The organism is Joostella sp. (assembly GCF_048266025.1).
Classification (GTDB): Bacteria; Bacteroidota; Bacteroidia; order Flavobacteriales; family Flavobacteriaceae; genus Galbibacter; species Galbibacter atrarenae.
The window spans coordinates 68,399-80,793 of sequence record NZ_JBLXAF010000009.1 but is presented as its reverse complement, the minus strand read 5'-3'; the positions used below and the strand labels follow the sequence as shown (position 1 = coordinate 80,793).

Genomic DNA, 12,395 nt, shown 5'->3' with positions numbered 1-12,395 from the left:
GTCTAATTAGTTTTTAGACAGCCTCTTTTATTTATACAGTTTTATAACCTTAGCTAAAAAATCTAAGTCCTCTTTAGTATGATAAGCACTAACAACAATTCTACTCATTAATGGAGAGTTTTCTTCTGGATAATTAAAGCTAGTTACTATAATATTATTAACTAAAAGATGCTTTGTAAGCTTCTCGTCAAAAAAAGTATAAGTAGGATGTTTAGCTACTTTTGTAAAAAAAGTTGAATCTTCAAGCTTGTTACTTAAATATTCATCGTTTTCTATTAATTTTTTTCTTTGTGAAGTATAAATCTTCTCAGCTTCTAAAATAGTAGAAACAGGTGCTGGGCTAGCAGGAGAGGCGCCCCCAAAAAATGAAGTATTTATAAGGGATTCAATGCTGTTTTTAGTCCCAAAAATTGCTCCTGCCTGAACTCCAAAACCTTTCCCTAAAGAACCGCAAACAATCAGTTCTTTTGAATTCAGTTTTGAGGCTATTTTATATACACCTTCTCCTTTTTCACCGAGAACTCCCAAGCCATGGGAGTCGTCTATAACCAATATGGTATTCGATAGGTCTATTTCAGTTAAGAAGCTAAAGTCTGGATAATTATTCCCCAAAAAATCAATAGCATCAAGAAATATTACAGGAGTAGTGTCTTTTGAATTCTGCTTAAATTTTTCTTGTAAAAGTTTATAGCTTTCAAATGGTTCTTGTCCAATTTGTAATAAAGATGCGTGCGTAAGAGGGGCGTGGTAACAGGTATAATCTTCAGTAGTAAAAAAACGACTTACCAATTGCGAAGCCATATATCCAGAAGATAGGGTTACACAGCTTTCACTTCCTATTAAATTAGCTAGATAAGTTTCTACTTCACTATAAACAGAAAACCTAATGTTCGATTTTCTCGAAGCTCCGTAATTGGTGCCATATTTAGTGATATTCTTAATAAAAAGTTGCTGGAACTCTGGATGTGTTTGTAGACCTAAATAGGCTGTTCCACCAAAATAGTGAAACGAGCCTTCTTCAGTATTTATAATTCTTCCAGGAAATTCCTCTACAAAGTGTATCATTTTATAATAGAGTTACACCCGTTCCTCCAGTTGTTGGAAAAATCAGTTTACCACTTTCTAGGATTTCTACTCCCTTAGCGATATCGTGTTTTAGAAGCATTGCACCATCCATATCAACATAATCCAATTGTGGAGTAAGTTGAGCAATAGCAGAAATACCAACACTAGATTCTGTCATACAACCAACCATAACTTTTAGTCCAAGTTCTTTCCCTCTTTTTATCATACGTAACGCAGGAGTAAGTCCACCACATTTTGTAAGCTTAATATTTATGCCAGTAAAGTGGCCAGCACATTTATCTACATCTTCTTCTACAATACAGCTTTCATCAGCAATAATAGGAAGCACACATTTATCAATGATTTGTTTGTAGCCTTCTAAATTATCAGCAGGAAGAGGTTGTTCTAAAAACTCTACTCCAAGTTCTTTTAATTGTGGAGCAAATTCTAATGTTTGCTCTGGTGTCCATGCATTATTAGCATCAATTCTAAAAATAGCATCTGTATTTTCTCTAAGTTGCTTTACGATTTCGATATCATTATTGGTACCTAGCTTCACTTTGTATAGAGGCCATGGCTTCTCCAACATCTTTTCAACCATTTTTTCTACGGAATCAATCCCGATAGTATAATTGGTAATCGGATAACTATCTGTAGATGTTCCCCAGATTTCGTGTAATGGTTTTCCTAAAATTTTACCATATAAATCGTGGCAGGCAAGATCTAAGGCGCAAATAGCAAAGTTGCTAAGACCTTTCTCTTTTAAAAACGCATGAAATTCTTCAGGTTTCTCTAATTTATAGTCGTTAATATCAGATTCGATTGCTTTAATTTCCTCCATCATAGAAGCTACCGTAATCTTATAATATGGATTGGCTGTTGCTTCCCCATAACCAGTTTTTCCATCAAGAGATAATCCTACAACTAAACTGTCTTGAAAATCGTGAGATTCACGAGAAATACTGAATGTATGCTCTAATTCTAAGACATATTTTTTTAACGAAACTTCCATAATATTAATTTTCGACTAAGATATAAAACGCTTTAGTATTCTTACATTTTTTGAACTAAAAATGAAGTTAAAAATGATGTGTTAACGTTGGAAATCTACGTCTTTTAAAAGGCATATTATTAATAAAAAAGCCAGTCAATACAAGTGTATTAACTGACTTTTAGTAATATATAGCTGTAGTTATTTAATCAATACTCACTTTTTCCACACGTTTTGGACTCCCTATGTAATCTACATCGCCACCAGAACTCTTATGAATTGCAATTTCATCAGAAGCATTTACATCAATATCTGCGCCACTACTAGCATGTGCTTCTACTAAATGTGCTTTTAACTTTTCGGTTTTAATATCGCTACCGCTACTAGCATGGGCCTTCAAAATATTAGTTACCCCATAAAGCTCAATCTCTGCACCGCTACTTGTATTCACAGTAACTTCTTTAGATTGTAATTCTACATATATATCGCTACCGCTGCTTGCATCCAAAGAAATAGTAGCTGAATTGATAGTTCCAATACTAGTTATACTCCCTCCGCTAGTGCTTTTTAATTCACTTATTTCTGGTAGTGTAACATAAACTTTTTTAGCAGAAACTCTTCCGATTTGCTCTTTAGTATCTATAACTAACGCTCCATTATTAACCTCTGTACGGATTAGATCGATTATATTTTCATCAGCTTCAACTTTTATTGATATTTCTGCTCCTTGTGCTACAAATACATTGATTCCTTCAGTAGCTTTAATTGCATCAAAAGATTGATTTATTTCTCTTTGCTGGTTTATTACATTTCCATTTCCTGTGACTCCATTTTGAAAATTAAAGTTACATGACGTAAAGAAAATAGCAATAAGTAATGTTATAAATACTTTGATTAATGTGCTCATAATTGTTGTTTTTTGATTGATTGTTGTTTAGTTATGATTGATTTTAAATGCTATCGTTAACTATATCTTTTATAATAACATCCTCTTGTTCACTTATAATACTATCAATTGTTTCAGTTGGAATTGTAGTTTCCTCTTCCTCAATAGGACAATCTAGACAGTTTAAAACACCAAGGGTATCCATTTTCCAGCTATGATTTGCAAGGTCATTACTATAGTAGTTTTGATTGTTTTTAATCTTTCCATCGATATGATATCGTGTGGAGTTATGGAATTTTACCGTTGTGTTTTCTGGAATATATATTACGATTTCTACTTCTTGATCTCTAAATTTATTTTCATAATCTGTTGTTAGGTAATCGTTTAAAAACAGAGTGTTGTTTTCTATTTTAAAAGAATAATCAATAGCTTCCGCTCTATTGAAAGCATCTTTATAATTGCTTCCCTGTGATTTCTTTTCAATTTCAATTCGAGATTCATTATTTAGAGATTGCTTTATATAAAATGCCATATCTTCACGATAGATCATTTTTTCATTTCCATCAATAATGATATCGAAATTAGAGTCTCGATAATATCTATTCTTTAAATTTTCAGCTTCTAAAATTCTAATTTCAAGTGTATCACTTTCTGTAATATTTAATACTTCGGTATATGTTGCTGTTGCATCAAAGCTATAAGAAGATGCAGTTCTTATTCCTAAAATAGTAAGACCAATAATTGATAATAACCAAACTCCAAGCAATGTAAATTTTGCAAAGTTTCCTATTGAGTTTAAGTTATTCAATAATATTTTTAATCCTAAATAGAATAGAAAAAAGAAAGGAATTCCAACTGCAAAGAAAGAAAGTAATGAAATGAGCCAAACTGGCGCATCAATGGTAATATCTACAAATTCTCTCCAAGGTTGCGCTCCCCATAAATCTATTGTTCCAGCGGTAAAAAGACCAATTAGTAAACTTATTAATACTGTAGCTGCAAATACAAGAACAATAATTCCAATGAGTTTAGCGACTACTCTAAAAAGGAACATAATGACACTTAGAATCGAATCAAAAATATTTTTGGAATTTTTTTTTACTGACGCTCCCATTTTGTCATAATCTACACTCTTTACTTTTTCAGTAACTTCATCGAAGCCTTCTTTAATTTTTTTTTCGATGTTACTAATATTAACAGGTTCTCCAGTCATTGCTATTTTCTGCGCTGTTGTTGTAGCTTCCGGAACTAGAATCCAAAATAGGATATAAACTAAAATTCCAAAACCAGATAATATTGTAGTTAGAATAAATAGCAATCTTACCCAAAGGGCATCGATTCCTAAATAGTAGCTCATACCAGCACATACACCGCCAATATATTTATTATCAACGTCTCTAAATAATTGCTTATGAGGTTTTCTTGTGTACGATTTACTTGACTTAGGTTCATCTTCAAAGATTTCTTCATCTACTAGATAGTCTTCAGGTTGCCCCATAATAGTTATAATCTCATCTACTTCTTTTGTAGTTATAACTTGTCTTTCGTGTTGTAATCTTTCCGTGAATAGTTCCGAAATTCGAGCTTCTATATCAGCAATAATTTCAGATTTTCCTTGAGAATCAGTGAACGAGCGTTTAATAGCATCTAAATAGCGCTGTAATTTTAGATAGGCATCCTCATCTATATAAAAGAAGGTATTTGCCAGATTTATGTTGATTGTCTTATTCATTGTTAGTGTTTTTATTTTGTTACCAGGTTAACTGCGTTTCTTAGCTCATCCCAAGTGGTGTTAAGCTCTTTTAAAAATAGTTTGCCATTCTCGGTTAGGGTGTAATATTTACGCGGAGGCCCAGAAGTGGACTCCTCCCAACGGTAACTTAATAACCCTGCGTTTTTAAGCCTTGTTAATAGTGGATATATTGTTCCTTCTACTACAAGCATTTTTGCGTCTTTTAGAGTTTCAAGAATTTCTGATGCATATTTATCTTCATTCTCAATGATGGATAAAATACAGTATTCTAAAACCCCTTTTCGCATTTGTGCTTTTGTGTTCTCTATATTCATGGTTTCATGATACTTTTTGTTAAACGGTTCGTTTTTTGATTGTCCACCAAAGTGGAATTAATTGATTTGATTGATGACTCACTAAGTGAGATTTTATGCTTGATGTTTTGTGTTTCTCCTTGTTTGGATACTTATTTAATAAATTTAATAGTTAAGGGATATTTATACAGCAAGCCATCGTTGGCTCTTATTGTTGCGATAATAGTGCAAAAAATATCCATGATTAATAGTCCGATTCCTAACAGTGCTATTATTCCAATTAGCCCTGCGTTTATTCCGAACCCTGAAATATGGTCAAAGTTAAAATCAATATTATGACTGTTGTGTTCTAAGATGTTTGTAAATCCTACAAACTCCCATGCGGTAAATAGCACTATCGGAATCATTATAATACCCAATATAATACTGTAAAGTAAAATGCTAATCTGGAAATTAATTACCTGTTTTCCATTTTCATCTATAAATTCCCATTTGTCTTTATTAGATGTCCAGATGAGTAGGGGAATGATAAAATTCCCGAATGGGATAAAATACTTTGAGAAAGTAGACAGATGTATTACTGCAGATACGTTCTTTTGATGTTTGTTAATGGATGCGTCCATGTTCGTTTTTTTGATTTGATTGATGATTGTTTTTAGTAAGAAAATATATAACCTACTAATTGTTAATGCAAATATATGTTTAAAAAAAGGTATTATGCAAAACATAGTACTAATATTTAACAAAAAATTAAGAATGTTAAATAGTATGTAATTTGATTATTAATGAATAAATTACACCTCTAAATTCGATTAAAATGAAGTTGACGGCGTCACAATTAAATAAGTTTTCAATGTTAAAGTTACCATCTGCATGGTTATGTGGGGTAAGAGTGTTATCTATAAGTGATACAAGTTGCACAACCACAGTAAAACATCGTTGGATTAATCAAAATCCATTTAATTCTATGTTTTGGGCGATACAGGGTATGGCTGCAGAATTATCTACAGGGGCAATTGTTATCGGTAAGATAAAAGAAGAGAAAGCTAAAATATCTATGTTAGTAGCAAATAATAAAGCTAATTTTTCGAAGAAAGCAACAGGAAGAATTACTTTTGAGTGTAATGATGGTCATTTAATAGATGAAGCAATTAAGAATACAATAGCCACTGGAAAAGGACAGACTTTTTGGATGCAATCTGTAGGGAAAGATGAAGCTGGAGATGTAGTATCTACTTTTGATTTTGAATGGACTGTAAGAGTGAAGAGTCCAAAAAAGTAATGTTTGAAAGCATTTTGGTGGGTTTATAGAATTGGTTATTAAAATGATTAAGAAACTTTGTACATGTAACAATTTTATATTTTTAGCTACATATAAATAAACCAAAAAACTAAAAACTATGACAGCACACGAAATTGATTATCAGATATACGGAGAGGAAATGCAATATGTGGAGATAGAGTTAGATCCACAAGAAGCAGTAGTTGCAGAAGCAGGAAGCTTTATGATGATGGATACTGGACTAAAAATGGATACCATTTTTGGAGATGGTTCTAATCAAGATCGAGGAGTTTTAGGAAAGCTTTTTTCAGCAGGGAAAAGATTGCTTACAGGGGAGAGTTTATTTATGACGGCTTTTCTAAATATTGATTCACAAAAAAAGAAAGTGAGTTTTGCATCTCCTTATCCTGGGAAAATTATTCCAATAGATTTAACTAAATATCAAGGTAAATTTATTTGTCAGAAAGATGCTTTCTTATGCGCTGCTAAAGGAGTTTCTGTAGGAGTAGAGTTTTCTAAAAAGCTAGGACGTGGATTCTTTGGGGGAGAAGGATTTATAATGCAAAAATTAGAAGGAGATGGAATGGCTTTCGTTCATGCTGGAGGAACATTAGCAAGAAGAGAGTTGGCTGCTGGGGAGGTTCTAAAAGTGGATACAGGCTGTATTGTTGGCTTCACTAAAGATATAGATTACGATATAGAATTTATTGGAGGGATAAAAAATACCGTTTTTGGTGGTGAAGGTCTCTTTTTTGCCAGTCTTCGCGGTCCAGGGGTAGTGTATATCCAATCTTTACCATTTAGCAGATTAGCAAGTCGCGTTTTTGCTGCTGCTCCAAGACAAGGAGGGAAAGATAGAGGAGAAGGTAGTATTCTTGGTGGCTTAGGAGATATGCTAGATGGAGACAATAGATTTTAAGGATTTCTATAGAAGTTAATTTCCAAATATTTTTTTCGTTGAAACTAAATAGAAATTCTCTTTTTGAGTATCGTCAAAATATTTCGTAATTTGCAAGCACTGCATGGATGATTTCTCTCCGTAAGAAGGAATTGTAAAGTTTCAATTTTTAAATTTCGATTTCAGAATGGCAGTTTTGGAAAAATTAACTTCAGAAGAAGCAATTGCTTTAGAAAACAAGCATGGTGCGCACAATTATCATCCACTTCCTGTGGTATTAAGCAAGGGAGAAGGTATATATATGTGGGACGCCGAAGGAAAAAAATACTACGATTTTTTATCAGCATATTCAGCTGTAAATCAAGGACATTGTCACCCGAGAATTATAAATGCTATGATGGAGCAAGCAAAAACGCTTACGCTAACATCACGTGCTTTTTATAATGATGTGTTGGGTGTATTTGAAAAATATGCAACATCATATTTTGGTTTTGATAAACTCCTTCCAATGAATACGGGAGCAGAAGCTGTAGAGACAGCAATCAAAATATGTAGAAAATGGGCATACGAAAAGAAAGGTATAGCAGAAGAAGCAGCCCAGATTATTGTTTGTGAGAATAATTTTCATGGTCGTACCACAACAATTATTTCTTTTTCTAATGATGAAGGAGCAAGAAATAATTTTGGACCTTATACACCAGGATTCTTAAAAATACCTTACGATAATACAGAAGCTCTTGAAAAAACATTGAAAGAGAATAGTAACGTAGCTGGGTTTTTAGTAGAACCAATTCAAGGAGAAGCAGGAGTTTATGTTCCTTCAGAAGGGTATCTTACAAAAGCAAGAGAGTTATGTAAAGAATATGGTGTTTTATTTATTGCTGATGAAATACAAACAGGAATAGCAAGAACTGGAAGGTTACTAGCCGTAGATCATGAAAATGTAAAGCCAGATATGCTAATCTTAGGAAAGGCTATCAGTGGAGGTGTATATCCCGTTAGTGCCGTTTTAGCAAACGATGAAATAATGGAGGTTATAAAGCCTGGACAACACGGAAGTACTTTTGGAGGAAATCCTGTAGCAGCTGTTGTGGCAATGGAAGCATTGGAGGTTGTTAAGGATGAAAAGTTAGCAAAAAATGCCGATAAACTCGGGCAGTTATTTCGTAGCGAACTTCAGAAATATATTGATACAAGTAATATTGTTAAATTAATTCGAGGTAAAGGATTGCTTAATGCAATAGTTATCAATGATACAGAAGATAGTTCTACGGCTTGGGATATATGTATGGCTTTAAAAGAAAATGGTTTGTTAGCAAAACCAACACATGGTAATATTATCCGTTTTGCACCACCGTTAGTAATGACAGAAGATCAATTAAACGATTGTATTTCTATCATAATTAAAACGCTTAAGAACTTCGAAAAGTAACAGAAAAATTCTTTTTCAAAAGAAAAGGCTACTCACAAAATTATCATTTTTGCGAGTAGCCTTTTTAATTTATAGTGATTAGAGGTCTATTGCTCTATTCCCCATTGTTCTATTATTTCTTGCTGCTGTAGTTGTATTTCTTCCCAACCAACAGTAGAAATTTGATAAATAGAATAAGCAAGGTATAATAAGTTTATTATTAAAACGACCAATGCTACTGTCTTAGCAGTACGCATTCCAGCTACATTATCATATTCTTCAGGATTTAGTTCAGCTTCTTTGATTTTTTTGTTCGCTATAAAATAGGCAATTCCAGCAGGAATAAATCCAATTCCAACAAAACAGCAACATAAGAAACCTAGTATAGATAATACATAAGTGATAGTTGGATTCAGTTTTTGTCTTTCCATAATGTTTAATTAAAGTTAATTGATAATTTTTATAAGATAGTTAATTATTATTGTAGAAATAGTGAGTATAGCCAAGCCTGCTTTTATCTTTCCGATATACTTTATGTTTATAAAAGCTGAAAGTGCAAGGAAAGTAATAAAAGCAATTAATGGATAAATGGCTGGATACATTTTAAAAGCTGCTAAAAATTCACCTTTAAAGATTAATAGGACAGAACGTTGCATGCCACAGCCTAAACATTCTATCCCTAATAATTTTTTATTAAGGCATGGGAGCATATAATCTTCAATGTTTGTAAGTAATAAAAACGGCATAAATTTTTTAGTAGCTATGAAACAAATGTAAACTTATTAAAAAGTTCTTAAACCTAACTTGTTTCAATGTATTATTTTTGTCATCTTAATAGATAAAATATTTATAATGAAGTTAATTTCTTTTTTGTGTATTATCATTGGAGCGGTGCTGGTTTTTATGTTTAATGATCAGTCGGATTACGATAAATACTTTAAAATATTAGGTTTTGTATTAATGATGTTTGGTCTTTATCGTTCTACACAATTATGGGTTAAAGACAATCCTAAAGAGGATAAAGATGATGTAAAGAAGAATGATACGAAAAGTCTAGAAGATCATTTAAAAGATGAATAAAGTAAAGTTTAAAATAGGAGATGCTGTTGAGGTTCTTGATGATGCTATAAAGGGAGAAGTTGTTAAATTGGAAGGGAAGTCTGTTTTTATACGAACAACAGATGGATTTCCTATGGAATTTGAGGAAAGGGAGTTGGTTAGGATAAGCAATGAGAACGAGTTGAAAGTGACTAACATGGATGTTTTTCATGCCGTTTCTGAAAAGCAAAAAGGTGAGAAGCGTAAGAAAAAATCTGTAAAAATGGAAAAAGTAGTACCACCTATGGAAGTGGATTTACATATCCATAAGCTTACAGAATCCACAAAAGGGATGACAAATTTTGATATGCTAAATCTACAGGTAGATACTGCAAAGCATAAGTTAGAGTTTGCTATTAAAAATAGAATTCAAAAAGTAGTTTTTATTCACGGAGTAGGGCAAGGAGTGCTCAGAACCGAATTAGAATATCTATTTGGCCGTTATGATAACATTAAATATTATGATGCCGATTATAGAACCTATGGATTAGGAGCTACAGAAATCTATATCTTCCAAAACGGTTAAGATTCTATTTTTCTGTATTTTTTATGGTATTTTCTACAGTTCCAAAAAGATACTCGTCGATATCAAACTTTATTTCTTCATCTCCATTTTGTAGTTGAAAACCATCTATAATTTTTATTTCACTAGTGTAAATAGATTGGTATTCATTCTTCTTTCTACCAAATACATCTGTAGTGGCAGTTGAAGCCGCTGGAGTTAAATAATTCTTAACTGATACTCCATCAATTGTAGTTTCATCATTTGCTGGGTTTCCATCACCATTAAGATCTTCATCAATAGTTAACACCATATCGTCATCATCATCATTATCTAGGTAATTAACAACCCCGTCACCATCTGTATCGGTGTAGGTTACCACATTAGTACTAGAGTCTATTTCAATTTCATCTTCGGTAAAAACATTATCACCATCGTCATCTCTATCTATATAATCAGGAAATCCATCACCATCAGTATCTCTAGATTCAGCATCGTTTACGGTACCATCTTCATTATAAACAACTCCTTCATTTGCAGTAGGAACTCCATCTAAATCATCATCTTCTAAAGTAGTAACAATTATAATAGTTCCGCTAGGAGCATACCATTCTTCAGTTACTAGAGGAGAAGTAGGAGGTACGTTCTGACAGAAATAGGAATCTGTAACTTCATCATCAAAAATTCTATAAAGGACTTTATTCGTAGAGTTATTTATAGTGTAAGTTAAAGTATCTAATGAAAATAAATCGATGCTACTTGAAGTGATTTCCATGATAAGGGCTTCTGTAGCATTATCAGAAATTTTATATAGAGTGGTGTCATCACAAGAAGCTTCAACATCTGTATCATCAAATTCAAGACTTTCAATAACAAAATCTCCATCATCACATGAAACCATTGCAACCAATAAAATAAAAAAGAATATTCTTCTCATCTCTATATTTTTAAAACTTAAACAAATGTAAAACATACTAAGTTATAACGAAATTTATTGCGCATAATTTTAAATAAAAGTACTTTTGCGACCATGCAAAAAGTGTATTTAGATAGTGCTGCGACTACGCAGGTAAGAGAGCAAGTTATTGCAAAGATGCAAGAAGCTTTGGCAATGTATTATGGAAACCCATCTTCAACACACAGTTTTGGAAGATCGGCAAAAACACAAATAGAGAAAGCTCGTAAGACAATTGCAAAGCGACTAAATGCGAGTCCTTCTGAAATTATTTTTACTTCTGGAGGTACAGAGGCTGATAATATGATTTTGCGTTGTGCAGTAAGGGATTTAGAGATTAAACATATTATAACTTCTAAGATTGAACATCATGCTGTATTACATACTGTAGAGCAATTGGAAGAAGAGTACGGAATAAAAGTTTCTTATGTAGCTTTAAATGAGTGCGGGACACCAAGTATTGAAAGTTTAGAGACCTTACTAAAAGAAGATGATTCAAAAACTTTAGTAAGTCTTATGCATGTTAATAACGAAATTGGAAACATGATCGATATTAATGCTTTTGCTGATTTATGCAAGGAGTATGATGCCTTTTTTCATTCAGATACTGTGCAATCGGTTGGACATTGGGATTGGGATCTTAAAGAGACCAATGTAGACTTTATAACAGCAGCTGCACATAAGTTCCATGGGCCTAAAGGAATTGGATTCGCGTTTATCAGAAAGAATATTCCTATAAAACAGCTCATACATGGAGGAGAGCAGGAGCGTGGTTTTAGAGCTGGGACAGAACCTTTTCATAATATTGTAGGTTTAGAAGAGGCTTTTATCCAGGCATATGATAATTTAGAAGAAGAGCAAAAGTATGTAACAGGACTTAAAGAATACTTTATGGAGTCGCTTGAAAAAGCATTGCCAGGAGTTAAATTTAATGGAAACTGTGCTTTTAAAGAAAAGAGTACATATACTTTAGTAAATGCTTGCTTGCCACTAAGTGAAGAAAAGGGAGCATTGTTGTTGTTTCAATTAGATATCAAGGGAATTGCTTGTTCTAAAGGGAGTGCTTGCCAAAGTGGAAGTGCTTCAGGATCTCATGTTCTTAATGAGATTTTAAATGATGACGATGCTAAAAGACCTTCTGTTAGGTTTTCATTCTCAAAATATAATACGAAAGAAGAGTTGGACTATGTTGTAGCTTGCTTAAAGGAGTTTGCTAATAGTTAATTTCTTACTTTTAAGTCATAAAAAAAGGTTCCTAAAT

15 protein-coding genes are annotated in these 12,395 nt (G+C 32.7%); 6 read left to right on the top strand and 9 right to left on the bottom strand.

The genetic code is table 11. The features are described from left to right. Positions 1 to 27: 27 nt before the first annotated feature. From ACN0TY_RS14240 to ACN0TY_RS14215, 6 genes are all read right to left on the bottom strand, one after another. On the bottom strand, positions 28 to 1,065 hold the full coding sequence (locus ACN0TY_RS14240) for an aminotransferase class I/II-fold pyridoxal phosphate-dependent enzyme (RefSeq protein WP_417445025.1): 1,038 nt from the start codon (positions 1,063 to 1,065) through the stop codon (positions 28 to 30). Between the two features lies 1 nt (position 1,066). Continuing rightward, on the bottom strand, positions 1,067 to 2,077 hold the full coding sequence (locus ACN0TY_RS14235) for a dipeptide epimerase (RefSeq protein WP_417445024.1): 1,011 nt from the start codon (positions 2,075 to 2,077) through the stop codon (positions 1,067 to 1,069). Positions 2,078 to 2,261: 184 nt separating this feature from the next. Continuing rightward, positions 2,262 to 2,963: a head GIN domain-containing protein gene (locus ACN0TY_RS14230; protein ID WP_417445023.1), complete on the bottom strand. Its 702-nt coding sequence runs from the start codon at positions 2,961 to 2,963 to the stop codon at positions 2,262 to 2,264. Between the two features lie 43 nt (positions 2,964 to 3,006). Next, entirely contained in the window at positions 3,007 to 4,674 is a 1,668-nt protein-coding gene (locus tag ACN0TY_RS14225; RefSeq protein WP_417445022.1) for a PspC domain-containing protein, read from the bottom strand. 11 nt (positions 4,675 to 4,685) lie between these two features. Next, complete coding sequence (locus ACN0TY_RS14220) at positions 4,686 to 5,009, bottom strand: PadR family transcriptional regulator (RefSeq protein ID WP_008614155.1); 324 nt, start codon at positions 5,007 to 5,009, stop codon at positions 4,686 to 4,688. 131 nt (positions 5,010 to 5,140) lie between these two features. Next, positions 5,141 to 5,611, bottom strand: a complete 471-nt coding sequence (locus ACN0TY_RS14215) for a DUF4870 domain-containing protein (RefSeq protein ID WP_417445021.1) — start codon at positions 5,609 to 5,611, stop codon at positions 5,141 to 5,143. Between the two features lie 194 nt (positions 5,612 to 5,805). On the opposite strand from ACN0TY_RS14215, the gene ACN0TY_RS14210 reads away from it, so the two are divergent. From ACN0TY_RS14210 to rocD, 3 genes are all read left to right on the top strand, one after another. Next, positions 5,806 to 6,270, top strand: coding sequence for a DUF4442 domain-containing protein (locus ACN0TY_RS14210; RefSeq protein WP_417445020.1), 465 nt, complete (start codon positions 5,806 to 5,808; stop codon positions 6,268 to 6,270). A gap of 118 nt (positions 6,271 to 6,388) precedes the next feature. Next, on the top strand, positions 6,389 to 7,189 hold the full coding sequence (locus ACN0TY_RS14205; protein WP_236958557.1) for a TIGR00266 family protein: 801 nt from the start codon (positions 6,389 to 6,391) through the stop codon (positions 7,187 to 7,189). Positions 7,190 to 7,355: 166 nt separating this feature from the next. Then, entirely contained in the window at positions 7,356 to 8,600 is a 1,245-nt protein-coding gene (rocD, locus tag ACN0TY_RS14200; RefSeq protein WP_417445019.1) for an ornithine--oxo-acid transaminase, read from the top strand. 86 nt (positions 8,601 to 8,686) lie between these two features. On the opposite strand, the gene ACN0TY_RS14195 is transcribed toward rocD, so the two are convergent. Together ACN0TY_RS14195 and ACN0TY_RS14190 are read right to left on the bottom strand one after the other, a co-directional pair. Then, on the bottom strand, positions 8,687 to 9,010 hold the full coding sequence (locus ACN0TY_RS14195) for a CCC motif membrane protein (protein WP_236958555.1): 324 nt from the start codon (positions 9,008 to 9,010) through the stop codon (positions 8,687 to 8,689). A 15-nt stretch (positions 9,011 to 9,025) separates the two neighbouring features. Further along, positions 9,026 to 9,325: a DUF2752 domain-containing protein gene (locus ACN0TY_RS14190; protein WP_236958554.1), complete on the bottom strand. Its 300-nt coding sequence runs from the start codon at positions 9,323 to 9,325 to the stop codon at positions 9,026 to 9,028. Positions 9,326 to 9,431: 106 nt separating this feature from the next. On the opposite strand from ACN0TY_RS14190, the gene ACN0TY_RS14185 reads away from it, so the two are divergent. Beyond that, positions 9,432 to 9,659: a hypothetical protein gene (locus ACN0TY_RS14185; protein ID WP_417445018.1), complete on the top strand. Its 228-nt coding sequence runs from the start codon at positions 9,432 to 9,434 to the stop codon at positions 9,657 to 9,659. Beyond that, the gene (locus ACN0TY_RS14180) at positions 9,652 to 10,203 is read left to right on the top strand and encodes a Smr/MutS family protein (protein ID WP_417445017.1); all 552 of its coding nucleotides are present in this window, start codon (positions 9,652 to 9,654) and stop codon (positions 10,201 to 10,203) included. Before ACN0TY_RS14185 ends, ACN0TY_RS14180 begins: the two co-directional genes overlap by 8 nt. 4 nt (positions 10,204 to 10,207) lie before the next feature. Here the strand turns inward: ACN0TY_RS14180 and ACN0TY_RS14175 are convergent, their stop codons facing one another. Continuing rightward, complete coding sequence (locus ACN0TY_RS14175; protein ID WP_417445016.1) at positions 10,208 to 11,116, bottom strand: hypothetical protein; 909 nt, start codon at positions 11,114 to 11,116, stop codon at positions 10,208 to 10,210. Positions 11,117 to 11,209: 93 nt separating this feature from the next. Between ACN0TY_RS14175 and ACN0TY_RS14170 the strand changes: the two genes are divergently transcribed. Beyond that, a complete protein-coding gene (locus tag ACN0TY_RS14170; protein ID WP_417445015.1) occupies positions 11,210 to 12,358 on the top strand; it encodes a cysteine desulfurase family protein in 1,149 nt (382 codons plus the stop codon). The last annotated feature ends 37 nt before the right edge of the window (positions 12,359 to 12,395 follow it).